Consider the following 25,763-nt stretch of genomic DNA (forward strand, 5'->3'; position numbering starts at 1 on the left):
CGGGCGTATGCTGCGACATGCTCCGCGCCATCCACCGTCTCGCTGACCCGTTACGGTCGCCGTTACTGTTACGTACTTGCGCTACGGCAGCGGGCAAAGATGCTTATGGCTCAACCGGTTCCGGTGCCAGCTTCGGCTTCAGTCGTTGCGGGCGCGCGTCGGGCCGCCCGGGATCTCGGAGAACCGTTCATGCGCAGACTGACGCTCGCTTTCACCCTGCTCGCGATTGCCACCGTTCCGGCGCAGGCCGGGCCGGCGACGACGAGCGCCTCCGTCAATTTCCGGGAAGGACCGGGAACCGGCTTCAACAGCCTGGGCACGATCGCGGAGGGAACCGAGGTCGATGTCAAGGAATGCGACGATGCGGGCGCCTGGTGCGCGGTGAGCTTCAACGGCCAGAACGGCTTCGTCAGCGGCAAGTACCTGAACGATGCCGATCCCAAGGGGCTCGGCTGGCCGCGCGCCTACAAGACCGATAGCGGCGCGACCATCACGCTCTACCAGCCGCAGATCAACGCCTGGAAGGATTTTACCGACCTCGACGCGCTGATTGCCGCCGAATACAAGCAGTCCGACGACGCCAAGCCGATCTTCGGCGTAGTCGGCGTTACCGGCAAGACCGACGCCGACAGTGCGTCGGGGCAAGTCGTCGTTTCCGACATCAAGATGACCGAGATCAACTTCTCCGTCCTCGACCGCAAAGAGCTGGCGGACCTGACGCTTGAGGTCGGCAAGCTGATGCCGGTCGGGACGATAACCGTTTCGGAGGACAAGCTGACGGCGAGCCTTGCCGACTATCAGCGGCTCGGCAATGTCGAGGGGCTGAAGGCCGACGCGCCGCCGATCTTCGTCAGCAAGAAGCCGGCAATCCTGGTGCAGACCGACGGCAAGATCGTGCTCGCCCCGGTCAAGGGCGTCGAGGGGCTCTCCTTTGCGGTCAACACCAATTGGGACCTGTTCAAGGTCGAGGCCGACGCGATCTACTACCTGCGCAACGACAAGTCATGGCTGCAGTCCAAGGATATCTCCTCGGGATGGCAGCCTGCGGCGTCGCTTCCCGACATTCTCAGCAAGCTGCCGGACGACGACAACTGGAAGGATGCCAAGGCGGCGATCCCGCCGCAGGCGGACAAGGTGATCGTCCCCGACGTCATCTATTCGGACAAGCCGTCGGAACAGCTCGCCTTCGACGGTGAGCCGAAACTCGAGCAGGTTCCGGGCACCGGCCTCAAGGTTGCGACCAATACAGAGAGCGACGTCTTTTACCGTGACGCCGATAGCAGCTGGTACATCCTCGTATCCGGCCGCTGGTTCGCGAGCACCTCGCTCGACGGGCCCTGGACCTTTGCAACACCCAAACTGCCGCAGGACTTCCAGAACATCCCGCAGGATGCGGCCTATTACACGGTGCGCTCATCCGTTCCCGGCACCTCCGAGAATGCAGAGGCACGGCTGAAGGCCAGCATCCCCGAAAAGGCGCGTGTCGCCCTCGACGGTTCGGTCACCGTGGACGTCGTCTATAGCGGCGACCCGAAGTTCGAAAAGATCGACGGGACCTCCCTGACCTATGCGGTCAACACCAACGAGACCGTCATCAAGGTCGGCGACAAGTACTTCGTGCTGAAGGACGGGGTGTGGTTCGTCGGCGATGCACCGACCGGGCCATTCGCCGTGGCAAAGGCGGTGCCGGACGAGATCTATACCATCCCGCCGTCTTCGCCGATCTACAACGCCACCTATGTGCGCATCTACGATACCGAGCCCGACGCGGTCTGGTTCGGCTATACGATGGGTTATCTCGGCGCCTATCTTGCCTGGGACACCTTCGTCTACGGCACCGGCTGGTACTATGACGACTACTGGGATTACGGATGGGCCGGTGGCGGCTACTGGCCCTATTATCCGCGCCCGGTGACCTATGGCGTCGGCGCTTTCTACAACCCCGCCATCGGCACGTTCGGCCGTTACGGATATGCGTACGGGCCCTATCGCGGCATTGCTGCCGGTGCGGCCTACAATCCGCGCACGGGCACCTATATTCGCGGCGCGGTCGGCTACGGGCCGAACGGAGACCGCGGCTTCGTTGCCGCCTACAATCCCCGCACCGGCAACGCGGCGATCGCCCGCGGAGGGCATAACGTTTACGGCAGCTGGGGCACGGCGGCCGTCAAGCACGGGTCCGATTTTGCGCGCATCAGCGGCGGCTCGACTGCCAATGGCGCCGGCGTCAATTGGCGCACGTCGGATGGCAACCACGGCTTTGTCGCCGGCGGCAAGGGCGGCGACGTCTATGCCGGCCGCGACGGAAACGTCTATCGCCGCGACGACGGACAATGGCAGAAGCATACGCCGGACGGCTGGCAGCCGGTCCAAAAACCTTTGATCCAGGACAGGACAAAAGCCGGTGAACAATTCTCCGCCAACCATCCGGATGCGGCTGCGAACCTCAACCAGCGGATCGAGACGCGCCAGCAGACCGGCCAGGGTGCGGCGCGGGCTGCCCGCGAACACGCTCCCGATCATCTGGCGATCGACAATATCGGCCGGCAGCTCGGCAACCAGCGCACCTTCGAGCGGCAGTCCTTCGATCAGCGGCCGCTGAACTTCCCGGCCGGTGGCGGCGGCGGCTTCGACCGCCCAGGCGGTTTCGGGGGCGGCGGTTTTGACGGCGGCGGCTTCCACGGTGGTGGCGGCTTCCAGGGCGGGGGTGGATTTGGCGGTGGGGGTGGCTTCCATGGCGGTGGCGGGTTCCACGGAGGTGGCGGGTTCCATGGCGGCGGTGGCTTCCGCCGCCGCTGACCGCATTGCATTTGACGTTGACGCAACAGCCAGGTGGTATGTTAGCCTTTGTAAAGATTGGGAGTCGTGCCGGTCGGGGGACGGGCATGTTCGTCGGGGGTGTTGAGAATGGGCTGTGTCGGATCGTCGGGTCGTTTGCTTATGGGGCCGGTCTTCGGTCTCCTGGCTTTTCTTTCCGTATTTTTCGGGCTGGTTTCGCCGGGGCTGGCGCAGGAGGCCGCGCCTGCGGCGCCGCCCGCAAAGGTCCAGCAGCTGATCCAGCTTCTCGATGATCCGGAAGTGAAGCAGTGGCTGTCGACGAAACAGACGGCGCCAGCCGCGTCGGCGGATACAGCGGACGGAACGCCCGCGACCGGCGTCGTGGCGCGGTGGACCGCCGAAATCCGGCGCCACCTGACCGGCATCGGCAATGCGGTTCCGCGCGTCGGTCCGGAAATTCGGGCGGCGCAGGAGCGCCTTGCCGGCGACATGGAGAGCCACGGCACTGCGCCCATCCTCAAGGGGTTTTTCCTGATCCTGGTGATCGGCTATGGCGCCGAATATCTCCTGCGCTGGCTGCTCGGACGTAGCCTGAAGGGGGCGGTGCTGACGGGGCCTGCCCGCACGATGCTTACGCGGGTGCTGCCGCTCATCGTTTTTGCCGCTGCCAGCATGTCGGTGCTGGCGATCGCCGACTGGCCGACGCGGCTGGAAACGACCATCGCGCCGCTGCTCGGCGCCTGGATCGGTGCCCGCCTGCTGATAATCATCGCTTCGGCCGTGCTGACGGGCGGCCCTGTCAGCGAAGAGAGTGCGGACGGGCGAGGGGGCTATCTGTCACTGACAACGGAGGAGGCCAGGTTCTGGCATCGGCACAGTCTGTGGCTGATCGGCGCCGCCGCCCTCGTCTGGGGTGTCGGCGACGCGATGCGCGCGCTTTCGATCTCCAGCGACGTGCATGATCTCATCACCGCGCTGCTTGGTCTGCTGGTGCTGGCGCTCGGGATACTGACCGTCGTGCGCCGGCCTGCCGGCACCGTTGTCGGTTCGCGCCGTATCGTCGGCAATGTGTTCCTGGTTGCCTTCCTCATCGTGCTGTGGCTGCTTTGGGTCGCCGGCATGGACGTCCTGTTCTGGATCGGCCTCTACGTCATCGGCATACCGCCGCTGCTGCGCTTCACCAGCGCGTTCACCAAGACCTTGCTGCAGGCATCCGCCGAAGACGACTTGCATGTGATGCGCAACATCTTCATCGAGCGCGGCGCGCGACTGCTGGTCATCACTCTGGCGGCCGGCTGGCTGGCGCTCGTCTTCAAGGTCAGCGCCACGGCGATGATGCATGACGACGCCTTCAACCGGGTGGTCCGCGGGGCGCTCGCCGGTATCGTCATTCTGCTGGCGGCGGATCTGGTCTGGCAGCTGGTGAAGGGGTTCATCAATCTGCGCGTCAAGCAGGCCAATCACGCGACCGAGGATCCTGCCGAACGCGCGCGCAACACCCGCCTGATGACGCTGCTGCCGATCCTGCGCAATTTTCTCGCGGCCTTCATCGCCGTCGTGGCCGTGCTGATGGTGCTCTCCGGCCTTGGCGTCGAAATCGGCCCGCTGATTGCCGGCGCCGGTGTCTTCGGCGTGGCCATCGGCTTCGGTTCGCAGACGCTGGTCAAGGACGTCATTAGCGGCATCTTCTATATGATGGACGATGCCTTCCGGATCGGCGAGTACATCCAGAGCGGCAGCTACAAGGGCACGGTCGAGTCATTCAGCATTCGCTCCGTTAAGCTCAGGCATCACCGCGGTCCGGTCTATACGGTGCCCTTCGGCTCTCTCGGCGCGGTGCAGAACATGAGCCGCGACTGGGTGATCGACAAGTTCCTGATCAACGTTTCCTTCGATGCCGATGTGGCCAAGGTGAAGAAGCTGGTGAAGGGGATCGGCGCCAAGCTGCTCGAGGATCCAGATATCGGGCCGCTGATCCTGGAGACGGTCAAGATGAAGGGCGTCGAGAACTTTGGCGACTACGGCATGACGTTGAGTTTCGCCATGAAGACGAAGCCCGGGTCGCAGACCCAGGTCCGGCGCCGGGCGCAGGTCATGATCAAGGAATCCTTCAAGGAAAACGGCATCAACTTTGCCTCGCCGACCGTGCAGGTGGCAGGCGACGAGCAGCAGCATTCGGCCGCTGCCGCCGCCGCAACCCGCGACGCGATCGCCAAGAAGAATGCCGCGGCCGCGCTCGGCGAGGAGGGCGGGGCAAAGGAGTAAAATTCGTCAACGGGTTTCTCAGGGCTGGGGAGGCCGACCATGAAACGCATTCTGTTGGGGCTGTTGCTGATCGTGTTTTTTGCGAGCGGCAGCGCCATGGCGCAATCGAGCGAGCAATTCCTTCGCTCGATGTTCGTCCCGCACGCGGATGACTTCGACGGCATGGAGAAGCGGCGGCTGATCCGCATCATCGTGCCGTTCAGCAAGACGATCTATTTCCTCGATCGCGGCCAGCAACTGGGCACGGCCGTCGATTTTGGAACGGCACTCGAAAACGAACTCAACAAGGGCCGCAAGAAGCAGATCGACAAGATCCGCGTCGGGTTCCTGCCGATGCCGCGGGCGCGGCTGCTGTCGGCGCTCGAAGAGGGGCTTGGCGACATCGTCATGGCCAACCTGACGATCACCGAGACGCGGCTTGCAAAGGTCGACTTCACCGCGCCGCTGTTCGACGACGCCAAGGAGGTGCTGGTCACCGGCCCTTCGGCGCCGCCGATCACGAGCGTCGACGATCTGAGCGGACAGGAACTGCATGTGCGCCGATCGAGCAGCTATTACGAGCACCTGGCGGCGCTCAGTGCCGGCTTCGAAAAGGCCGGCCGCGCGCCGATCGCGCTGAAGGACATGGATGAGAACCTCGAGGACGAAGATGTCCTGGAGATGATCAATGCCGGCCTGTTGCCCTGGACGGTCGTCGACAAATACAAGGCGGACATCTGGGTGAAGGTGTTCACCGACCTCAAGGTGCGCGACGATATCGTCGTTTCCGACCATGGCGAGATCGCCTGGGCGATCCGCAAGGACAGCCCCAAGCTCAAGGCGATGCTCGACGACTTCGTCAAGACCCACAAGGTGGGGACCACCTTCGGCAACATTCTGAGGAGCACCTATTACAAGGGCGACAAGATGCTGAAGCGCGCCTATGCGCCGGCCGATGTCGAGCGCTTCAAGCAGCTCGTGGAAATCTTCCGCACGCACGGGAAGACCTATTCCTTCGACCACCTGATGCTGATGGCACAGGGCTACCAGGAATCGCAGCTCGACCAGTCCCGCCGCAGCCACCGGGGCGCGGTCGGCATCATGCAGCTTCTGCCATCGACCGCCGCCGACAAGGCCGTCAACATCCACGGCATCGACAAGGACGAAAACCTCAACGTCGAGGCCGGCTCGAAATATCTGCGCTACCTCGTCGATACCTACATCAACGACCCGGCCGTCACACCGAAAAACCAGATGCTCTTCGCCTTCGCGGCCTACAATGCCGGGCCAGGAAACCTGCGCAAGTTCAGGGCCAAGGCCAAGGATATGGGGCTCGATCCGAACCTCTGGTTCGGCAATGTCGAGAACGCAGCCGCGGCGATCGTCGGGCGCGAGACGGTGCAATACGTCAGCAACATCTACAAATACTATGTCGCCTACAGCCTGCTGTCGGAGCATGATGCGCAAACCTCGGCCGCGAAGACCGGCAGTGCTGGGGTGGCTGCAACGCCGTAGCCGGCGCGGGGCGTATCCCGCGACCTGGCCGCAGGCTGGAAGACGAGAAACGAAACAAGGAGTGGCAGGCACGGAGCGGTCGGCAGACGGCGATGGGCTGCCAGTTGATCATGGTGAAAAGCATCCGCAGTCTTGGCGGGCTGTTTGGCCTGCTTGCTCTGTCCGCGGCGACGCTTGCGGGCTGTACGACGCCGGACCTGGAGCCGATCCCCGGCAGCATCACCTATGGCGGGCAGCCCCGCACGAAGCTGACGAAAGCACCCGTCGGCAGCATCGTCCCGCACCGTTTCACGAGCGGCAACAGCTTCGTTCAGGAAACCTATGTCATCGAGCCGGACCGCTCGCTGAAACTGATCCGCCGGGACTACTACGATTTGCCGATCGACCGATGAACCGGTGGTGGCGGTGCCAACTCCCCTTGACCGTATACGGGCTGCGCGGTGACGCGAACGCCTGGTTTTTCTTCCCGCGTTCCCATCGGAAAATGTCAGGCTCCGAGCGCAGTCGGTTGACAGTCTGCTGCGGAGAAACGATAGCTCGGTGCGGATGAAGATCGCCTTTTACGCTCCCTTGAAATCCCCTGACCATCCGGTTCCCTCGGGTGACCGGCTGATGGCGCGCATGCTGGTCGCGGCGCTCTGCGCAGGAGGGCACGAGGTCGAGGTCGTCTCGGATCTGCGCAGCTTCATGGCGACCGCCTCGGACTTGGATTTTCGGGAACTGGAGCAGGCGGCGGCGGGCGAAATCGCCCGACTTCGGCAGGGCTGGAAACGCGACGGCACCCCTGATCTCTGGTTCTGCTACCATCCCTACTACAAGGCGCCGGACCTGCTTGGCCCATCGCTTGCCGCCGAATTCGCCATCCCTTACCTGACGGCAGAAGCCTCCTATTCGGCGCGGCGAAACGAAGGCGTGCGCGCGATCGCCCAACGTCACGTTCTGCAGGCCGTCGGGCAGGCGGCGGTCAACATCTGCCTGACGCGCCGGGACCGGGATGGTCTGCTGGAGGCCGCGCCCGATTGCCGCCACGCGATGCTTGCGCCGTTCATCGATGCGACCCCTTTTGCGCCTGCGGGCGGAAGCACGGATGACCTCTGCCGCATGGTCGTTGTCGCGATGATGCGCAGCGGCGACAAGATGGACAGCTACCGCATGCTGGCACAATCGCTGACACGCATCGCCGACAGCCGCTGGACCCTGACGATCGTCGGCCACGGTCCGTGCCGCGACGAGGTGCAACAAGCCTTTTCGACCCTGCCGTCCGACCGGTTGGAATGGCTCGGCGAAAGGAGCGCTGCCGATCTGCCGGCTATTCTTGCGCGCGGCGATCTCTATGTCTGGCCGGGTTGCGGCGAGGCCTATGGGCTTGCCTACCTCGAAGCCCAGGCGGCGGGCCTGCCGGTCGTTGCGCAAAATACTGCCGGCGTGCCGGAAGTGGTCAAGGACGGCGAGACAGGGATCCTCACGTCCGACGGCGATGTCGCGGCCTTCGCGGCGGCGTTGCGGGCGCTGATAGAGGATCCGGCTCTCCGCCGGAGATTGGGCGCAGCAGCCGGACGGTTCGTCCACGAGGAACGTTCCTTTCCTGCCGCGGCGCGGCGGCTGCGCACGATATTCGACGAGCACCTGGAGGCGATGCCATGACGCAATCCCACTGGCAGCAGCTTGCCGTCGCGCTTGAGGGCGTGGCTGAATCCGGGCGACAGGTGGATTTCTGGCTGCGGGACGACGATGCCGCCGAGCCGACGGCAGCGCTCGACCGCCTGCTGTCGCTGGTCGACAGCCACCAGCTTCCGGTGGTCATCGCCGTGCCGCCGGCGCTGACGGGCGAGGCGCTTGCGCGCCACCTCGATGGGCATGCCGGCGTCAGCATCGCGGTGCACGGCTGGGCGCATCGCAACCACGCTCTACCGGAAGAGAAGAAGCAGGAACTCGGCGCCCACCGGCCCCGCTCAACGGTTCTCCAGGAACTCGCCGAGGGCTATGCGCGCCTCCAGGCCCTGTTTCCGCGCAGCTTCGTGCCGATGCTGGTGCCGCCGTGGAACCGGATCGATGGCGCGCTTCTGGATGGCCTGCCCGGGATTGGTTTTGAAGCGCTCTCGGTCTACGGCCCCGAAAAGCCTTCGCCGTTCAAGCTCGTCAACACCCATGTCGATGTGATGGACTGGCACGGAACGCGCGGTTGCCGCGACCACGCGGCAATCGTGTCCGACCTAATCGCCCGGCTGCGGCAGGTCTGCGGTGACGATGAAAAGAGGCGGGATCAGACCGGGCGAACCATCGGCGTGCTCACCCATCATCTGGTTCACGACGCCGGCGTCTGGTCCTTCATGGAGGCGCTGTTCGCCCTGACGGCCGGGCATCCGGCCTGTCGCTGGCGGGCCGGTGCCGATCTCACAGCCTGACAGACCTGCGCTGCCACCGGCTTCGCTGACTGTCGCGAGAGACAGCGCGTCTCGGATTGGGCGCTTGCCGCGATGTCCGGTCGGCGCGGCCTCGGATGCGACGGCCATGCTTAGACACCCTCAGCCGCTACCGGGAACGATCGCGTCGTCGTCGTTGTCCGGCAGCAAGCCGGAGCCGGGCGTCTTGCTCTTGTCGGTCAGTCGATCCTTCGCATGGGGACCTGCAGTCGGAAGATTCTGCCCACCCGAGGGTTCCTTGCCGGTTTCCTCGATCGCCTGTTGGGCCTTCTTGTCCTTGTTCATGCGCTACTCCTTCTTTGGAAAGAAGGAATCCGCAGGGCGAGAAATAGTTCCGCCCCGAATTTGGCGCGCTGGCGAATGTGAAGCCAATTCCGACGCGGTATCGGATGCTCAGTCGAGCTCGACGATCTGTCCGTCACGGGCGGCAAAAGCACCGGGGAACGTCGCCTGGACGTCGCGTTCCATGGCGGCCAACGCCTCGTCGGTGCGCGACGGGTCGTGGTGGAACATTGCAAGCTGCTTGACACCGGCGGCCATCGCCAGTCTTGCGCCATGCATGCCGGTCGAGTGTCCGTAACCCTGAAAATGCTCCATCTCGCTTTCGAGATAGGTGCAGTCGTAGACGAACAGGTCGGCACCGGCGATCAGGTCGAGGACGCCGGGATCGAGAACGCCCGGCTCATGCTCGGTATCGTAGACGAGCGCGACGGCGCGGCCGTTCCATTCGATCCGGTAGCCGACGCAGCCACCGGGATGGTTGAGGCTCGTCGTGCGGATGGTGACGCCGGCACGCGGGGTCAGCACGTCACCGGGTTTGAAGTCCATGCCGTCGAGGCTAGCCTGACAGATGTCCGGATCGACCGGGAACCACGGCGGGCGCATGAAATCGCGGATCATCTCCCGCGTGGTCATGGTGCCGTGCAGGTGGCCAGACCAGAAGCGCACCGAATTGCGACACTTGTAGATGGGTTTGAAATAGGGAAGACCGATGATGTGGTCGTAGTGGCTGTGGGTGAAGAACAGATCGAACTCTTCGACACCTTCGGCGATCAGGGCATAGCCCGCCTCGCGCAGGCCGGAACCGGCGTCGAACAGCAATACGTCCTTGCCGCATCGAATCTCGATGCAGGATGTATTTCCCCCATAGGCGACGTATTGTTGGCCGGAGACCGGCAAACTTCCTCTTACGCCCCAGAACCGCACTCGAAAGTTGTCGTCACGCATTCAGTTTCGGCTTCACTACGCACGCTTGGATCATTTTGATCCTTGTGTGACTGTTAAACAAGCACAGATGGCCACACCCCTGCAATGCCATGGGTTATTATTTGGAAACTAACCTTCGCGTCGCCAAGTCCCGCTCCAGCCAATCCGCTCCTCGCATGTCTTCTAGGCCATCGAACCAGAAAGAGGTGTCCCCGTGGTAACAGCCAATGAAACTTTTTGTTGCGCTCCTGCGTGAAATATCTATCGAACGTTAAGAGCGAGCGAAGATCGAGGCGCTGATGGCTGAAGCAATGGAAGGCCGATTTTACGATAGCGTGCCGCTGTTCGACGCCTTCGAAGGCGTCGCGGACGAGGCGAATTACCGGCCATTGCCGGACGGCTGGCTGCTGGCCGTCGCCGATATCGTCAATTCGACCGGTGCGATTGCCGACGGCCGCTACAAGACGGTCAATATGGCCGGCGCGAGCGTCATATCCGCCCTGATGAACGTACTCGAAGAAAAGACGATGCCCTTCGTATTCGGGGGGGACGGCGCCTTGGCGGCGCTGCCGGCCTCGATGGCCGACCGGGCGCGGGATGCGCTTGCGGCGGTAAAGACTTGGGTGGCGGAGGAACTAGACCTTGAGTTGCGGACCGCGCTCGTTCCGGTCGGCGACATTCGCCAGCAAGGGCTCGACATGCGCGTCGCCCGCTTCAAGGCGAGCGACGAGGTTTCCTACGCGATGTTTGCCGGCGGCGGCGCAAGCTGGGCCGAGGCGGCGATGAAGGCCGGGCGCTATCATGTCGCGGCGGCGCCTGCCGGAAGCCGGCCGGACCTGACCGGCCTTTCCTGTCGCTGGAACCCGATCGAGTCTCGCCACGGCACCATCGCCTCGATCATCGCGGTGCCGGGGTCAAAGGGCAACGGCCCGGAATTCCAGGCGCTGATCGCCGACGTCGTCGCGCTTGCCGACGAGGAAGACCGCGGCGGTCACCCCGTTCCCGAGCTCGGGCCGACCGCGCGGTTCTCTTTCCAGGGGATCGACACCGAGACGCGTGCGGCCGCTCCGCGAGGGCGACGTTTCCTGAAGCGTTGCGTCATCACCGTGCAGACCCTGGCACTTTTCGTCTGCCTTCGCATGGGCTGGAACCTCGGGCCTTTCGATACGAACCGGTATCGCCGCGACCTTGCCGACAACACCGACTTCCGCAAATTCGACGACGGCCTGAAAATGACGATCGATATCAGCGCTGCGCGCCTCGAGCGGATCGAGGCGCGGTTGCAGCGGGCAGAGGCCGAAGGTGTCGGGCACTATGGCCTGCACCGGCAGGATTCGGCGCTGATGACCTGCATCGTGCCGACGCCGATGACCCGCGACCACATACACTTCGTCGACGGTGCCTCAGGCGGTTATGCGGTGGCGGCAAGCAATCTCAAGGCTGCGCTGGCCCGCAACAAGGCCGCTCCACCCTTCGCGGGTGGCACTCCCTAAGCGTTGCGGCACAGGGACGCGCTTCATCCGTTGCGCTATGCCTTGATGATGTGGCTGCCCGTCACGCCGTTGCGGTGGAAGACATTGCGGGTATCGACGATGAGCGGCGCCCACTTGGCGAGGGCCGCGTAGTCCACCTGATCGTGGTCGGTGGCGATCAGCACGGCGTCGAACGCCGCCACCGTGGGCTCGTCGAGCGTCACCGAACGGCGGCCCTTCAGAGCAGCATATTCGCGCGTCGGCGGGATCTCGGCGACGTAGGGGTCGTGATAGGCGGTACGGCCGCCACGCTCCTCGATCAGTTCGATCAGACGCAGCGAAGGGCTCTCGCGAATATCGGGAACGTTCTTCTTGTAGGCGAGGCCGATGACGAGGACGTTGGAGCGGCTGAGCGCCTTGCCCGCGTGCCGGTCCAGTGCTTCGGCCAGCCGGCTGACGACGTGGCGCGGCATGGCCGAGTTGATCTCGCCGGCAAGCTCGATGAAGCGCGTCGGCAGGTCGTACTCGCGCGACTTCCAGGTGAGGTAGAAGGGGTCGATCGGAATACAGTGGCCGCCGAGGCCCGGGCCGGGATAGAACGGCATGTAGCCGAACGGTTTGGTCTTGGCCGCCTCGATCACTTCCCAGACATCGATGCCCATCGCCTCGTAGACGATCTTCAATTCGTTGACGAGCGCGATGTTGACCGAGCGGAAGATGTTTTCGGTGAGCTTCACGGCTTCCGCCGTGGCGTTGGACGAGACCGGCACGACGGTCTTGACCACGGAGGCGTAGAACGTCTCCATCAGCTTTGACGCCTCGGGCCCGTCGCCGGCGACAACCTTCGGAATGCTCACGGTCTCATAGACCGGATTGCCGGGGTCTTCGCGTTCCGGCGAAAAACCGACGAAAAATTCGGCGCCGGACTTGAGCCCGGTTTCCTCGAGAATGCTGCGCACGATGCCGTCGGTCGTGCCGGGGTAGGTGGTCGATTCCAGGACGATGAGCTGCGCGGGGCGCAGGGTCGCGGCGATCGCGCGCGACGTCTTTTCGACGAAGGAAAGGTCCGGGTCGCGGTATTTGGTCAGGGGCGTCGGCACGCAGATGACGATGACGTCGCAGCGGGACAGTTCGAGGAAATCCGTCGTGGAACGGAAGCGGCCGGCGCTGCTCTCCTGCGCAAGTACAGCGTCCGAGACCGCGCCGATATAGGATTTGCCTGCGTCGAGCGCGACGATCTTGCCGGGATCGATGTCGAAACCGATGACGGAATAGCCCGCGCGCGCCGCGGCGATCGCCAATGGCAGGCCGACATAGCCGAGCCCGATGACGCCGACCTTGGCGCTCCGGGCGGAGATGGACGACAGCAGGCTTTCGAAATGAGGTGAGGTCAAGTTTCGGTTCCGGATCTCGTGGACAGACAGGCGCGGCGCGCGAACATGTCGTGGTTTGTTGGAGAGAAACAAGCCCCAAGTCAAGCGAGGCACGGCGCTGCGGCCGTCGGCAGGCCGGTGAGCCGGCTATCAAATCTTCGTGCTGCAACAGGTCGGAAAAATCTTCGTCCGCCTCTGGAAATTGGCGGCGCGCGTGAATATCTGCAACATATAAGTGCCGCATTCCGGGTGCCTGCACGTCATCGACGCCGGAATCGGTTGGAGCATTTTCTTAACGGGCACGGCTCATCATCATCCACCGCGAACAGCAACCGGCAAATTGCCGGGGCGTTCGCCGTCTCCGGATGCTGACGCGGGACGGTCTGTCATGCGAGGACGCGAAATGGGCCCGACGAACGACAACGTATCCGAAATCCTCATCGACAAGGTCGCCGACTGGCTGATGCGCACATCGCTGAGCGACGCGCCGCTGGAGACGATCGTCAAGGGCTTCTGCGAGCGGCTGGCGGCGGCCGGCCTGCCGCTGATGCGCGTCCATCTTTCCTTCTCGATGCTGCACCCGCTTTATGATGCGCTGGGTTTCACCTGGGTGCGCGGCAAGGGCGTGGAGGTCAGCGGCCTTCGACACGAGGAACTGGCGCTCAACCCCGAGCGGTTCCTGCAGAGCCCCTATTACTACCTTCTCAACAACAATCTCGAGCATGTCCGCCGGCGCCTCTACCAGGATACGCCGTCCGAGTTCCCAATCTTCGACGACCTCAAGGAAATGGGGGCAACGGATTATCTCGCCTTCATGCAGTCGCTGGGCGCCGATTCCGGTCACGGCATGGTCGGCTCCTGGACGACCGATCGCCACGGCGGTTTTACAGATGACGTGATCGGCGCACTGTTGAAATTGCAGTACCACTTGGCGGTCGCCGCGAAGATGGCGGTGCTCGGCAAGCTCGCCGACAACATGCTGACCACCTATCTCGGCTCCAGCGCCGGCCGGCGCGTGATGAGCGGCCAGGTTCGCCGCGGCGACGGCGAGACCGTGCGCGCCATCCTGGTTATGGGCGACATGCGCCGCTCGACGATGCTTGCCGAAAAGGAAGGTCGTCAGTCCTATATCGAGACGCTGAACACCTATTTCGATGCGATCGCAGCCCCCTTCAATCGCAACGGCGGTCATATTCTGAGCTTCGTCGGTGACGGCTTCATCGCCGTCTATCCCTGTGGGCGCCACAAGGAGCCCTCGGAGTTTGCCGCCCGCGAGGCCTTTGCCGCCGTTCGCGCGGCAACCGCCCGCATGGACATGCTGAACGGCGAGCGGCGCAAGCAGGCGCGCGATCCGATCGGCTACGGCATCGGCCTGCATGTGGGCAACGTGATGTTCGGCAATGTGGGCCTGCGCGACCGGCTGACGTTCTCGGCTTTCGGCTCCGCCGTCAACGAAGTCCAGAGGTTGCAGAACCTGACCAAGAAATATGCCCACAGCGTCGTCGCAAGCGAAGCCTTCGTCAATTATTGCGGTGGCGACTGGACGGCCCTCGGCCAGGAAAAGCTCCGGGGCGTAAGGCAGAAATTCACGATCCTCTACCCCAACGATGCTGCCTTGCTCGCAAGGGCCGACGAACGCTTCGACGACGTGTTGCAGGATGGACTTTCCGAGGCGGAGCATGTCATGCTGCTTCATCGCAATACGCGTCCGCTGCAGCCGCCGCGCGGCCTGATCGACAAGATGCTTCAGTAGGGGGAAGAATGTTTCGTACCGTCCTTTTCGCCGCTTCCATCCTCATGGCCGGGAGCGCGATGGCGCAGCCATGGGAAACCAAGCTTTCCGACGGCTTCGAGGGGCGGGATTTCGCGCCTGAGGGCGGGCTCTACTATCGCGAGAATTTCGAACAGACCGCCGGCACGGTGGAGTTTCAGAGCGACGTCAAGCACAACGGCAACGGCGCGCTCAAGCTGAGCGTCGTTCCGACCTGTCCAGATTCGCTCGACGGTTGCAGCGAGCGGGCCGAGATCTGGGAGAAGACGGCACTGCGTGTGCCCTACGACCAGGGTGTTTGGTATGGCTTTGCCGTCAAGTTTGCCGACCCGATCCCCAACGAGGACCATCGTTATCTGATCGCCCAGTGGAAGCGCGAGATCGACCCGGGTGCGGAGGGCGATTTCAGCCCGTTCCTCGCCCTGAGGCTTGAGGCTGGCAAGCTCTTCGCCACGGTGGAAACGAACTATATCGCGCCGCTCTCGGCCGGTCCTGAGGGAAAGCCGGCGAGCTGCAAGCCGGGTGAAGTCCCCGTGTGGGGACGGCCGGGCGTCAACCAGATGCGCATGCTGGTCGCGGCGGACAACAATTGGGAGCTGATCGACGGCAGTCTCTTCAATGCGTGCACCGATGCGATCAAGGTGACGAGCCACGGCAATCCGTTGCCCGACCCGAAGTCCGGCTGGATCGATTTCGCGATCTACACGCTGCCGGGAGCCAATGGCACGGGGCGTATCGAACTCTTCGCCAACGACAAGCCGATCATCACGGTGACCGGCCATATCGGCCACGACGACAAGGGGCTCGGCAAGAACCAGTACTTCAAGTTCGGCCCCTACCGGGCGGCCGATGACACCAACTGGACGCTGTTTTACGACGACTTCCGACGCTCGCCCAATTGCGCCGACGTGTTGAAGGGCGGTGCCTGCCCTTCGTTCTAACCATCTGAAGATGCAGGTGGGTATAGCCTCGTCCGCCACCGGGTGTGCTGGACAGCCCTTAGAAGCTGCGCTAGTCTTTTTTAGAGGCGGCGGATAAAAAGCAATGAGGGAAGCGTGCTGCTATGACATCTGGGGCGGACCTGCTTCGAGTTGAAGGTCTGCGGATCACATTCTCGGTGCTCGGCGGCGAAGTTCAAGCCGTCAATAACGCGAATTTCAGGATTTTGCCCGGCAAGGTGACGGCGCTCGTCGGCGAATCCGGATCGGGAAAATCCGCAATCAGCCAGGCGGTGATGGGCATTTTGCCCAACGTCGCCAAGGTTGGTGGCAAAATTTTGTTCAACGACCCGACGACGGCGGCAAAGCCGATCGACCTGCTCTCGCTCGAGCGGGAAGGGGAGGAGATCCGCGCCCTGCGCGGCACGCGCATCAGCAAGATTTTCCAGGAGCCGATGACATCGCTGTCGCCGCTCCACACGATCGGGAACCAGATTTCCGAAGTCCTGAAGATCCACACGGACGCGGAGAAGGCGGAACGGCGGGCGCGAACGGAAGAGCTGCTCGGCTATGTGGGTTTTGCCAATCCGAAGCGCGCCTACGACATGTATCCGTTCGAGCTTTCGGGTGGCATGCGCCAGCGCGCGATGATCGCCATGGCATTGATCTGCCGGCCGGCGCTGTTGATCGCCGACGAGCCGACGACGGCGCTCGACGTGACGGTTCAGGCGCAGATCCTGAAACTCCTGCGCGAGCTTCAGGTCAAGCTCAACATGGCCATGCTGCTGATCACCCATGACCTTGGCGTCGTCGCCAACATGGCCGACGAAGTTGTGGTCATCTATCACGGCCAGATCGTCGAGGCCGGTCCGGTCGAGGCGATCTTCCGCAATCCGCAGCATCCCTATCTCAAGGGGCTGATGGCCGCGGTTCCGCATTTCGACATGAAGCCCGGCGAGCGGCTGAAGGCGTTGCGCGAAGTGCCGGTCAAGGCCGGCACGCTGCTTGGGACCTCGGCGGCCGACCGGCGCACCGGTCCCGATGTGCTGTTGTCCGTCCGCAATGTCTCGAAGACCTACGGAACGCGCAAATCGTCCTGGTTCGGCGGTGGCGAAAATACGCTCCATCGCGCCGTCGACGATGTCAGCTTCGACATCCGCCGTGGCGAGTGCCTCGGCCTCGTCGGGGAAAGCGGCTGCGGCAAGACCACAGTCAGCAAGATCCTGATGCGCGCCATCACGCCCGACCAGGGCACGGTGACCTTCGACAATGGCGAGGGACCGGTCGATGTGCTGAAGGTGCAGGGCGACGACCTCAAGGCCATGCGGTCCAAGATCCAGATGGTCTTCCAGGATCCGGTTTCCTCGCTCTCGCCACGCATGACCGTCAAGAACATCCTGAGTGAGCCGCTGGAGATCCACAGCCGCGGCACGGCGAAGTCGCGCGTCGAGACGGTGCGCTCGTTGTTGCAGGCCGTCGGCCTCGACCAGCGCTTCATCAACCGCTACCCGCATTCGTTCTCGGGCGGCCAACGCCAGCGCATCGGCATTGCGCGTGCGCTTGCGCTCGTGCCGGAACTGCTGATCTGCGACGAGCCGGTGTCGGCGCTCGACGTTTCCGTCCAGGCGCAGATTCTCAACCTGCTCAAGGATCTGCAGAAGGAGCTGGGGCTGACCTGCCTGTTCATCTCGCACAATCTTGCGGTCGTGGACTACATGGCCGATCGCATCGCCGTGATGTGCGCCGGGCGCATCGTCGAGCTGGCGCCGCGCGAGGTGCTGATGCGCAATCCGGTTCATCCCTATACCAAGTCGCTGCTGGCGGCGGTCCCTTACCCGGATCTCGACCGGCCGCTTGATTTCGAACGGCTGAAGGACAGCGAAGGTTCGGACATGCGGCGCTGGGGGCCACAGTTCCGGGACGACGATGCCGGCGACGCGCTGATCCCCGCGGATCTCGGCGGTGACCACATCGTGCTGGCACGCCGATCCGTGGATGCAAGGGAGTTGCGGCCATGATCACCCGCCGAACTGTACTGGCATTGCTTGCGACCGTGGCTCTGCCGACGCGGCTCTTTGCGGCTGCGGGCGAGCCCGCGTTCTGGGAAAAGCAGATTGCCGACGGCAAGTTGCCGCCGCTCGCCGAGCGCCTGCCGAAGACGCCGCGCGTCATCAACGTCGCGGCCATGGGGCGCCAGCCCGGCAAGTATGGCGGCGAGGTGCGGATGCTGATTGGCAGCGCCAAGGACATCCGCCTGATGACCATCTACGGCTATGCCCGTCTGGTCGGCTTCGACGAAGCGCTGAAGATCGAAGCGGACGTTCTCGAAAGCTTCGAAACGGTCGAGGACCGCATCTTCACCTTCCATATTCGCGAAGGCCACAAGTGGTCTGACGGCACGCCGCTGACGTCGGAGGATTTCCGTTATTGCTGGGACGACGTTCTCAACAACGAGAAGCTGAGCCCGGCCGGGCTGCCGACGGCGCTGGTCATGGATGGCGAGGCCGCCAAGTTCGAGATCATCGACGAACGTACGGTGCGCTACTCCTGGTCGACGCCCAATCCCGACTTTCTGCAGAAGCTCGCCGGCCCCCAGCCGATGGTGGTGGTGATGCCGTCGGCCTACCTGAAACAGTTCCATGAGAAGTATCAGGAAGAAGACAAGCTCAAGGCGCTGATGAAGGAGGAGCGGGTCAAGAAATGGAGCCAGCTGCACATGCGCATGGCCCGTTCCTACCGCCCGGAAAACCCGGACCTGCCGACGCTGGACCCCTGGCGCAACACGACGCCGCTTCCGGCCGAGCAATTCGTCTTCGAGCGCAATCCCTATTACCATCGCGTCGACGAGAACGGCCTACAGCTACCCTATATCGACAAGTTCGTGCTCAGCGTCAGTTCCTCGGCGCTGATCCCGGCCAAGACCGGCACCGGCGAGAGCGACCTGCAGGCAACCAGTATCGACTTCGTCGACTATACCTTCCTGAAGGATTCCGAGAAGCGCTATCCGGTGAAGGTGCTGCTGTGGAAGAAGACGCAGGGCTCGCGCCTGGCGCTGCTTCCCAATCTCAATTGCTCGGACGAGGTCTGGCGAGCGCTGTTGCAGGATGTGCGTGTTCGCCGCGCGTTGTCGCTTGCGATCGACCGTACAGAAATCAACAAGGCGGTGTTCTACGGCCTGACCAAGGAAAGCGCCGATACGATTCTGCCGGACAGCCCGCTCTTCCGGCCCGAGTTCGCCAGTGCCTGGGTCGCCCACGATCCGGAACAGGCCAATGCGTTGCTCGACGAGGCAGGCCTTACGAAGAAGGGCAGCGACGGCATCCGCATTCTCTCCGACGGCCGTGCGGCGCAGATCGTTGTGGAAACGGCCGGGGAAAGCACGCTCGAGACGGACGTGCTGCAGCTCATCACCGACTACTGGCAGAAGGTCGGAATATCGCTCTTCATCCGGACCTCGCAGCGTGACACGTTCCGCAGCCGCGCCGTCGGTGGCGAGATCATCATGTCGATGTGGTTCGGCATAGACAATGGCGTGCCGACGGCCAGCATGAACCCCGGCCAGCTTGCGCCGACCGCGGACGACCAGCTGCAATGGCCGGTCTGGGGGCTGAACTACCTGTCTCACGGCGAAATGGGCCAGGCCCCGGACCTTCCGGCAGCCGTCGAGCTGACGGAACTGCTGCAGCGCTGGCGGCATTCGGCCGAGGACGCCGAACGGACGGAGATTTGGAGCCGGATGCTCTCGATCTACACCGACCAGGTGTTCTCGATCGGCATCGTCAACGCCTCGCTCCAGCCGATCCTCGTGGCAAAGAAGCTGAGGAACGTGCCTGACACTGCGCTCTACGGCTTCGACCCCACGTGTTATTTCGGTGTCTACAAACCCGACACCTTCTGGATCGAACAGGAAGGCTGACATGCTGCGATATATTCTCTGGCGTATCGCGGCGATGGTTCCGACCCTCCTCATCATTTCCGCCCTTGTCTTCACCATCATCGAACTGCCACCGGGCGACTACTTCGAGAGCTATGTCGCCGAGATCAAGGCGCAGGGCGAAGGCGTCGACATGGAGCAGATCGAAGCGCTCCGGAAGGAGTATGGCTTCGACCAGCCGCCGGTGCTGCGCTACGTCTATTGGCTCGGCGGCATGCTGCAGGGCGATTTCGGCTATTCCTTCGAGTACGAGCTTCCGGTCAGCGCCGTCGTCGGCGATCGCCTGTGGCTGACGATCCTCGTTTCCTTCGTCACCATCATCTTCACCTGGCTGATCGCTTTCCCGATCGGCATTTACTCGGCAACCCATCAGTACAGCTGGGGCGATTACGGCCTCTCGCTGATGGGCCTGATCGGCATCGCCATCCCCAATTTCATGCTAGCGCTGATCCTGATGTACTTCGCCAACATCTGGTTCGGGATTTCCATCGGCCACCTGATGGACCAGAAGTATCTCGCCGAACCCATGAGTTGGGAAAAGGCGAAGTCGATCCTTGAGCACATCTGGATTCCGGTGATCATCGTCGGCGCGGCGGGTACTGCCGGCATGATCAGGCGCCTGCGCGCCAACCTGCTCGACGAACTGCAGAAGCAATATGTGGTGACGGCGCGCGCCAAGGGCCTGTCACCGATGCGCACGCTGGTGAAATATCCGCTGCGCATGGCGCTGAACTTCTTTATCTCGGATATCGGCTCGATCCTGCCGGCGATCATCTCCGGCGCGGAAATCACTGCGATCGTGCTGTCGCTCGAGACCACCGGCCCGATGCTGATCAAGGCGTTGCAGAGCCAGGATATGTATCTTGCCGGGTCGTTCCTGATGTTCCTGGCCTTCCTGACGGTGATCGGCGTGCTGATCTCCGACATCGCGCTCGCCATTCTTGATCCTCGAATTCGGCTGCAAGGCAGGAGCACCAAGTGACGTCATTTCTCCCGGCGCCCGGCGAGCCCATGCCGCACTACGTATCTACGGCCCCGTTCGATCCCTATTCCGTCGAGGCGATGACGGACGAGCAGGTGCGCGTCAACCAGGCTTCGCAGCTGCGACTGATGTGGTGGAAGTTCCGCCGCCACAGGCTCGCGCTTGCGTCGGGCATCTTTCTCGCAGCGCTGTACCTGATGATCGTCGTCTGCGAGTTTCTGGCGCCCTACAACCTGCACACACGCAACATGGACTACATCTATGCCCCGCCGCAGGGGGTGCATCTTTTCCATGAGGGCAAGTTCGTCGGTCCCTTCGTCTACGGCCGCACGATGACGCTGGATATGGACACGCTGAAGCGCAACTACGCCGACGATACCAAGGACGTGCAGCCGCTTCGCTTCTTCTGCCGCGGCGACGGTTATCGTTTCTGGGGGCTGTTCGAAAGCAACGTGCATCTCGTCTGTCCGGCAAAGGGCGGTCAGGCCTTCTTCCTCGGAACGGACCGCCTCGGTCGTGACGTGCTGTCGCGCATCATCTATGGCGCGCGGATTTCGCTGACCATCGGCCTGCTCGGCATCACCGTCAGCTTCGTGCTCGGCATCGTCATCGGTGGTCTCGCCGGCTACCATGGCGGTGTCTTCGATCTCATCGTCCAGCGCGTGATCGAGGTGCTGCAGTCGATCCCGAGCATTCCGCTCTGGCTGTCTCTGGCGGCGATCATGCCGGCGACCTGGAGCCCGATCTTCATATATCTGGCGATCACGATCATCCTCGGCCTGCTCGACTGGACCGGGCTTGCCCGCGCTGTCCGCTCGAAGTTGCTGGCCTTGCGCGAGGAGGATTATGTGCTTGCGGCCCAGCTGATGGGCGCAAGGAGCAGCCGCATCATCGGCCGGCACCTCGTGCCGGGTTTCATGTCGCATCTGATTGCCACGGCGACGATTGCGATTCCCGGCATGATCCTGGGCGAAACGGCGCTCAGCTTCCTTGGCCTCGGTCTCAGGCCGCCCATCACCAGCTGGGGTATTTTGCTGACGGAGGCGAAAAGCGTCAGCGTCATTGCCTTCTATCCCTGGCTACTATTTCCCACAATTCCGGTCATTTTTGTGATTTTGGCGTTCAACTTCTTGGGAGATGGGTTGCGTGACGCCGCCGATCCCTACAAATGAAGCCCGGTTTGACGCAGCCACACGGCGCGCGTGAAACGGTTCATCGTACCCTGAGTGAAAGGTCTTTTGCATGATGCGGCGTTTTGAAGATGCCCGGATCCTCATGTATAGCCATGACACGTTCGGGCTCGGACACCTCAGGCGCTGCCGCACGATCGCGCATTCGCTGGTGGAAGACTATCGCGGCTTGAACATCCTGATCATTTCCGGGGCGACGATTGCCGGCGCGTTCGACTATCGTGCGCGCGTGGATTTCGTGAAGATCCCGAGCGTGATCAAGCTGCACAATGGCGACTACACCTCGCTCGACCGCCATATCGAACTCGACGAGACGCTGAAGATGCGCCAGGCGATCATTCGCCATACGGCAGAGACCTTCAAGCCGGATATCTTCATCGTCGACAAGGAGCCGATGGGCCTGCGTGGCGAGGTCGAGGAGACGCTGACCTATCTGAAGGCGCACGGCACGACGCTGGTGCTCGGCCTGCGTGAGGTCATGGACGCGCCGCACCTGCTCGAGGCCGAGTGGAAGCGCCGCGACACCATGCGCAAGATCGAGCAGTATTACGACACGATCTGGGTCTACGGCCCCCCCGACTTCTACGACCCGCTGACCGAACTCGACGTGCCGCCGGCGGTGCGCGAGCGCATGAACTTCGTAGGCTTCCTGCAGCGCAGCGTTCCGCGCGAGGAACTGCCGGGCCATAAGCCTCAGGGCGACTACATCCTCGTCACCACGGGCGGCGGCGGCGACGGCGCGGACCTGATCCACGATGTCATCCACGCCTATCAGCAAGATCCCGAGCTCACCCACAAGGCGCTGATCGTGCTTGGGCCCTATATGCCGGTGAAGAAGCGGGAGAAGCTGATCCGCAAGGGCAGCAAGATACCCTTCATCAAGATCATCGAATTCGACAATCGCATGGAGGAGCTCATCGCCGGCGCCAAGGGCGTCGTCGCCATGGGCGGCTACAACACCTATTGCGAAATCCTCTCCTTCGACAAGCCGGCGCTGATCGTGCCGCGCATCCAACCGCGCGAGGAGCAATTGATCCGCGCGCGCCGGGCTGCCGAGCTCGGGCTGGTCGAGATGCTCCTGCCGGACGAGGCGGAAGATCCGTTGCGGCTGGCGGCGGCGCTGAGGGCGCTGCCCTATCGCGCGCCACCGTCGAAAAGCAGCGCCAACGGCCTGCGGCTGGAAGGCCTCGTGCACATCTCCGAAATCGTCGGCAGATGGCTCGATCGGCCATCGAGCGACCACCTGAACATCGTGAAGAAATCGAGCTGAAGCATTGCCGACAGACCGCAAGATTGCAGTCGTGCTGAAGGGCTACCCGCGTCTTTCGGAAACATTCATCGCCCAGGAACTGCTTGGCCTCGAACGCGCCGGGATGGAACTCGTCCTGATCTCGCTTCGACGTCCGACGGACGGCAAGCGCCACCCGGTTCACGACGAAATCCGCGCCGACGTCCATTACCTTCCGGAATATCTGCATGAGGAGCCGCTAAGGGTCCTGCGCGGGCTGGTGCGCTGTCTGCCGAAGCCCGGGTTCTGGCGCGCCCTCGGCTTGTTCCTCAAGGACCTGCCGCGCGATTTCAGCCGCAACCGCTTTCGCCGCCTCGGCCAGGCGCTGGTGCTCGCCGCCGAGTGGCCGGGGCGGCCGCGCTGGCTGCACGCGCATTTCATCCATACCCCTGCCTCGGTGACGGCCTATGCCAGCGTGATTGCGGGCACGCCCTGGACCTGTTCGGCGCATGCAAAGGACATCTGGACCTCGCCCGACTGGGAACTGTCCGAAAAGCTCGGCCTTGCGCGCTGGACCGTGACCTGCACGCGCATGGGGTACGAGCATCTCCGCAGCCTTGCGCGCGACAAGTCGAGGGTTCATCTGAGCTATCACGGCCTCGACCTCGATCGCTTCCAGCGTTTCGACGGCACGCATTCCAACCGCACAGGCTCCGATCCTTCGGACCCCGTCCGTATCGTCAGTGTCGGGCGTGCGGTTGGCAAGAAGGGCTACGACGTCTTACTGAAGGCGTTGGCCAAGCTTCCCTCGGAGCTTCATTGGCGGTTCGAGCATATCGGTGCCGGGGAACTGACCGGCCAGTTGAAGACGATTGCCACGGACCTCGGCATCTCCGACCGCATCGTCTGGAAGGGTGCGCTCGACCAGACCGATGTGCTTGCGCACTATCGGGCAAGCGACATCTTCGCGCTCGCCTGCCGGATCACCGCGGATGGCGATCGGGACGGCTTGCCGAACGTGCTCGTGGAAGCATCGAGCCAGCGCCTTGCCTGCGTCTCGACGGACATATCCGGCGTGCCGGAACTGCTCGAGAATGGCGAAAACGGCCGTGTCGTTCCGTCGGAGGACCCGCAGGCGCTTGCGGTCGCGCTAGAGGAACTGATCCGCAATCCGGCCCTTCGCCACCGGTTCGGCGATGCGGCCGAGCGAAAGGTTCGCGGCCAGTTCGACCACCACACCAGCATCGAACAACTCGCCGGCCTGTTTGTCCGCGAATGGAGAGCCGCCTGATGTCCGCCCGCCGCGTCTTCTTCTACGTACAGCACCTGCTCGGCATCGGTCACCTGGCGCGGGCAAGCCGGATCGCGAGCGCCTTGGCGGCCAAAGGCTATGACGTGACCGTCGTGACGGGCGGCAGCCCGGTGCCGGGGTTCCCGGCAAACGATGTGAAACACGTGGCCCTGCCGCCAGTGTTGGCGGGCGACAAGGGGTTTAGCGGACTTGCCGATGGCGAGGGAAATCCGGTCAGCGGAGCTTTCAAGCAAAAGCGCCGGGGCCTTCTGATCGAGGCCTTTCTTGCCTGCAAGCCCGACATCGTCATCTTCGAAGCCTTCCCCTTTGGCCGTCGCCAGATGCGTTTCGAGTTGATGCCGCTGCTGGAGGTGATCGAGAAGCAGGAGCCGCGGCCCCTCGTTGCCGCATCGCTGCGCGATATCCTGCAGGAGCGCACGAAGCCCGGGCGCGCCGAAGAAACCCTCGACGTGGTCAGGGCGCATTTCGACCTCGTGCTCGTGCACGGCGATCCGGCCTTCGCGCGGCTCGAAGAGACCTATCCCTATACGGCGGAGATCCAAGACAAGATCGTCTACACAGGCCTTGTCGCCGGCCATCCCCCTGAACCCCCGGCTGAAAGGTTCGACGTGCTTGTTTCGGCCGGCGGCGGCGCGGTCGGCAAGGAACTGATCGGCGCGGCGCTGCAGGCGGCCGGGCTGCTTGCGGGCGACCTGAAATGGTGCCTGATCACCGGGCCGAACCTGCCGCAGGTCGACTACGACGGCTTTGCCGCCGCAGCGCCCGCAAACGTGCATCTCTTCCGCTTCCGCAAGGATTTTGCGAGCCTCTTGTCGGGTGCGCGGCTCTCGGTCTCCCAGGCCGGCTACAACACCGTCTGCGATATCTTCCGCGCCGGCTGTGCATCGCTGCTCATCCCCTTCGTCGCCGGCGGCGAGACCGAGCAATCGACGCGCGCGGAAAGGCTTGAAAAACTGGGCCTTGCCGGCGTTCTGCCGGAAGCGGACGTAACACCGGAGCGGCTGGCCCGCGACGTCGAGATGATGCTGGCGCGGCCAAGGCCGGAGATCCCGCCGCTCGATCTTAACGGTGCCGCTAAAACGGCCGAGATACTGGAGCTTCAGGCGGTTCGCTAGCCCGTGCTCGGTGGTGCCCCATCGGTCTTCGGCGAAGGGCGCGCTGGTGCGGAACCACCGCCCTAGAAAAGTCGCTCGGCAAACCAAAGCTCGGACGAGCATTCGTTTGTCTGCCAGAATGTAGTCGTCTGGATATATTACTCGCGCTCTGCGTGTTCCGGCTGGCTGCCTCCGGAATCGTATGTTAGGTAAATAAATAATACCGATTCTGAATATACGCAGTGCGTTTCCACCGAACGATAACCTGGGTTCCCTTGCGCACGAAACGCAAGGTCTCGCCAG

At 63.2% G+C, this 25,763-nt stretch carries 19 protein-coding genes; 16 read left to right on the forward strand and 3 right to left on the reverse strand.

The window, feature by feature from the left end:
* Window positions 1-189: 189 nt before the first annotated feature.
* The 6 genes from ACIQUG_RS12460 to ACIQUG_RS12485 all read left to right on the forward strand — a co-directional run bounded on the left by ACIQUG_RS12460 (window position 190) and on the right by ACIQUG_RS12485 (window position 8,942).
* Complete coding sequence (locus tag ACIQUG_RS12460) at window positions 190-2,799, forward strand: SH3 domain-containing protein (protein ID WP_402321748.1); 2,610 nt, start codon at window positions 190-192, stop codon at window positions 2,797-2,799.
* Window positions 2,800-2,940: 141 nt separating this feature from the next.
* Window positions 2,941-5,043 (forward strand): mechanosensitive ion channel family protein, encoded by a 2,103-nt coding sequence (locus ACIQUG_RS12465; RefSeq protein WP_402321751.1) that lies wholly within the window; start codon window positions 2,941-2,943, stop codon window positions 5,041-5,043.
* A gap of 39 nt (window positions 5,044-5,082) precedes the next feature.
* Window positions 5,083-6,537 (forward strand): transglycosylase SLT domain-containing protein, encoded by a 1,455-nt coding sequence (locus tag ACIQUG_RS12470; protein ID WP_402321753.1) that lies wholly within the window; start codon window positions 5,083-5,085, stop codon window positions 6,535-6,537.
* Window positions 6,538-6,629: 92 nt separating this feature from the next.
* Window positions 6,630-6,929 carry a hypothetical protein gene (locus ACIQUG_RS12475; RefSeq protein WP_402321756.1) on the forward strand — a complete coding sequence of 100 codons (300 nt, stop codon included), beginning with the start codon at window positions 6,630-6,632 and terminating at the stop codon, window positions 6,927-6,929.
* Between the two features lie 154 nt (window positions 6,930-7,083).
* Window positions 7,084-8,181, forward strand: a complete 1,098-nt coding sequence (locus ACIQUG_RS12480; RefSeq protein WP_402321758.1) for a glycosyltransferase family 4 protein — start codon at window positions 7,084-7,086, stop codon at window positions 8,179-8,181.
* Window positions 8,178-8,942, forward strand: coding sequence for a polysaccharide deacetylase family protein (locus tag ACIQUG_RS12485; protein ID WP_402321761.1), 765 nt, complete (start codon window positions 8,178-8,180; stop codon window positions 8,940-8,942). The genes ACIQUG_RS12480 and ACIQUG_RS12485 overlap by 4 nt, the downstream gene beginning before the upstream one ends.
* Before the next feature lie 120 nt (window positions 8,943-9,062).
* Here ACIQUG_RS12485 and ACIQUG_RS12490 read toward each other — a convergent pair whose 3' ends face one another.
* Window positions 9,063-9,245: a hypothetical protein gene (locus tag ACIQUG_RS12490; protein WP_043613687.1), complete on the reverse strand. Its 183-nt coding sequence runs from the start codon at window positions 9,243-9,245 to the stop codon at window positions 9,063-9,065.
* Window positions 9,246-9,353: 108 nt separating this feature from the next.
* Complete coding sequence (locus tag ACIQUG_RS12495; protein WP_402321765.1) at window positions 9,354-10,187, reverse strand: MBL fold metallo-hydrolase; 834 nt, start codon at window positions 10,185-10,187, stop codon at window positions 9,354-9,356.
* A 278-nt stretch (window positions 10,188-10,465) separates the two neighbouring features.
* On the opposite strand from ACIQUG_RS12495, the gene ACIQUG_RS12500 reads away from it, so the two are divergent.
* On the forward strand, window positions 10,466-11,659 hold the full coding sequence (locus tag ACIQUG_RS12500) for a DUF3095 domain-containing protein (protein WP_402321768.1): 1,194 nt from the start codon (window positions 10,466-10,468) through the stop codon (window positions 11,657-11,659).
* A 35-nt stretch (window positions 11,660-11,694) separates the two neighbouring features.
* On the opposite strand, the gene ACIQUG_RS12505 is transcribed toward ACIQUG_RS12500, so the two are convergent.
* Entirely contained in the window at window positions 11,695-13,032 is a 1,338-nt protein-coding gene (locus tag ACIQUG_RS12505; RefSeq protein ID WP_402321771.1) for a nucleotide sugar dehydrogenase, read from the reverse strand.
* A 382-nt stretch (window positions 13,033-13,414) separates the two neighbouring features.
* Between ACIQUG_RS12505 and ACIQUG_RS12510 the strand changes: the two genes are divergently transcribed.
* From ACIQUG_RS12510 to ACIQUG_RS12550, 9 genes are all read left to right on the forward strand, one after another.
* On the forward strand, window positions 13,415-14,764 hold the full coding sequence (locus tag ACIQUG_RS12510; RefSeq protein ID WP_043613693.1) for an adenylate/guanylate cyclase domain-containing protein: 1,350 nt from the start codon (window positions 13,415-13,417) through the stop codon (window positions 14,762-14,764).
* Window positions 14,765-14,772: 8 nt separating this feature from the next.
* Window positions 14,773-15,723 carry a polysaccharide lyase gene (locus ACIQUG_RS12515; protein ID WP_402321775.1) on the forward strand — a complete coding sequence of 317 codons (951 nt, stop codon included), beginning with the start codon at window positions 14,773-14,775 and terminating at the stop codon, window positions 15,721-15,723.
* Between the two features lie 122 nt (window positions 15,724-15,845).
* Window positions 15,846-17,738: an ABC transporter ATP-binding protein gene (locus ACIQUG_RS12520; RefSeq protein WP_402321778.1), complete on the forward strand. Its 1,893-nt coding sequence runs from the start codon at window positions 15,846-15,848 to the stop codon at window positions 17,736-17,738.
* Window positions 17,735-19,636, forward strand: a complete 1,902-nt coding sequence (locus ACIQUG_RS12525; RefSeq protein ID WP_402321780.1) for an ABC transporter substrate-binding protein — start codon at window positions 17,735-17,737, stop codon at window positions 19,634-19,636. Before ACIQUG_RS12520 ends, ACIQUG_RS12525 begins: the two co-directional genes overlap by 4 nt.
* A 1-nt stretch (window position 19,637) precedes the next feature.
* Window positions 19,638-20,636, forward strand: a complete 999-nt coding sequence (locus ACIQUG_RS12530) for an ABC transporter permease (protein ID WP_043613700.1) — start codon at window positions 19,638-19,640, stop codon at window positions 20,634-20,636.
* 29 nt (window positions 20,637-20,665) lie between these two features.
* Window positions 20,666-21,808 carry an ABC transporter permease gene (locus ACIQUG_RS12535; protein ID WP_043613701.1) on the forward strand — a complete coding sequence of 381 codons (1,143 nt, stop codon included), beginning with the start codon at window positions 20,666-20,668 and terminating at the stop codon, window positions 21,806-21,808.
* 70 nt (window positions 21,809-21,878) lie between these two features.
* Complete coding sequence (locus tag ACIQUG_RS12540; RefSeq protein WP_402321784.1) at window positions 21,879-23,096, forward strand: glycosyltransferase family protein; 1,218 nt, start codon at window positions 21,879-21,881, stop codon at window positions 23,094-23,096.
* A gap of 4 nt (window positions 23,097-23,100) precedes the next feature.
* Complete coding sequence (locus ACIQUG_RS12545; protein ID WP_402321787.1) at window positions 23,101-24,345, forward strand: glycosyltransferase family 4 protein; 1,245 nt, start codon at window positions 23,101-23,103, stop codon at window positions 24,343-24,345.
* Complete coding sequence (locus tag ACIQUG_RS12550; RefSeq protein WP_402321790.1) at window positions 24,345-25,481, forward strand: glycosyltransferase family protein; 1,137 nt, start codon at window positions 24,345-24,347, stop codon at window positions 25,479-25,481. Before ACIQUG_RS12545 ends, ACIQUG_RS12550 begins: the two co-directional genes overlap by 1 nt.
* Window positions 25,482-25,763: the final 282 nt, after the last annotated feature.

The organism is Ensifer sp. NPDC090286, from assembly GCF_044769565.1.
Classification (GTDB): Bacteria; Pseudomonadota; Alphaproteobacteria; order Rhizobiales; family Rhizobiaceae; genus Ensifer.

Excerpts from the sequence above, each read along its gene's own strand:
- ACIQUG_RS12475 (WP_402321756.1), top strand. The coding sequence starts at position 6,630 with ATGGGCTGCCAGTTGATCATGGTGAAAAGCATCCGCAGTCTTGGCGGG.
- ACIQUG_RS12480 (WP_402321758.1), top strand. The coding sequence starts at position 7,084 with ATGAAGATCGCCTTTTACGCTCCCTTGAAATCCCCTGACCATCCGGTT.
- ACIQUG_RS12465 (WP_402321751.1), top strand. The coding sequence starts at position 2,941 with ATGGGGCCGGTCTTCGGTCTCCTGGCTTTTCTTTCCGTATTTTTCGGG.
- ACIQUG_RS12515 (WP_402321775.1), top strand. The coding sequence starts at position 14,773 with ATGTTTCGTACCGTCCTTTTCGCCGCTTCCATCCTCATGGCCGGGAGC.
- ACIQUG_RS12485 (WP_402321761.1), top strand. The coding sequence starts at position 8,178 with ATGACGCAATCCCACTGGCAGCAGCTTGCCGTCGCGCTTGAGGGCGTG.
- ACIQUG_RS12540 (WP_402321784.1), top strand. The coding sequence starts at position 21,879 with ATGATGCGGCGTTTTGAAGATGCCCGGATCCTCATGTATAGCCATGAC.
- ACIQUG_RS12490 (WP_043613687.1), bottom strand. The coding sequence starts at position 9,245 with ATGAACAAGGACAAGAAGGCCCAACAGGCGATCGAGGAAACCGGCAAG.
- ACIQUG_RS12500 (WP_402321768.1), top strand. The coding sequence starts at position 10,466 with ATGGCTGAAGCAATGGAAGGCCGATTTTACGATAGCGTGCCGCTGTTC.
- ACIQUG_RS12520 (WP_402321778.1), top strand. The coding sequence starts at position 15,846 with ATGACATCTGGGGCGGACCTGCTTCGAGTTGAAGGTCTGCGGATCACA.
- ACIQUG_RS12530 (WP_043613700.1), top strand. The coding sequence starts at position 19,638 with ATGCTGCGATATATTCTCTGGCGTATCGCGGCGATGGTTCCGACCCTC.
- ACIQUG_RS12535 (WP_043613701.1), top strand. The coding sequence starts at position 20,666 with ATGCCGCACTACGTATCTACGGCCCCGTTCGATCCCTATTCCGTCGAG.
- ACIQUG_RS12495 (WP_402321765.1), bottom strand. The coding sequence starts at position 10,187 with ATGCGTGACGACAACTTTCGAGTGCGGTTCTGGGGCGTAAGAGGAAGT.
- ACIQUG_RS12510 (WP_043613693.1), top strand. The coding sequence starts at position 13,415 with ATGGGCCCGACGAACGACAACGTATCCGAAATCCTCATCGACAAGGTC.
- ACIQUG_RS12525 (WP_402321780.1), top strand. The coding sequence starts at position 17,735 with ATGATCACCCGCCGAACTGTACTGGCATTGCTTGCGACCGTGGCTCTG.
- ACIQUG_RS12460 (WP_402321748.1), top strand. The coding sequence starts at position 190 with ATGCGCAGACTGACGCTCGCTTTCACCCTGCTCGCGATTGCCACCGTT.
- ACIQUG_RS12470 (WP_402321753.1), top strand. The coding sequence starts at position 5,083 with ATGAAACGCATTCTGTTGGGGCTGTTGCTGATCGTGTTTTTTGCGAGC.
- ACIQUG_RS12550 (WP_402321790.1), top strand. The coding sequence starts at position 24,345 with ATGTCCGCCCGCCGCGTCTTCTTCTACGTACAGCACCTGCTCGGCATC.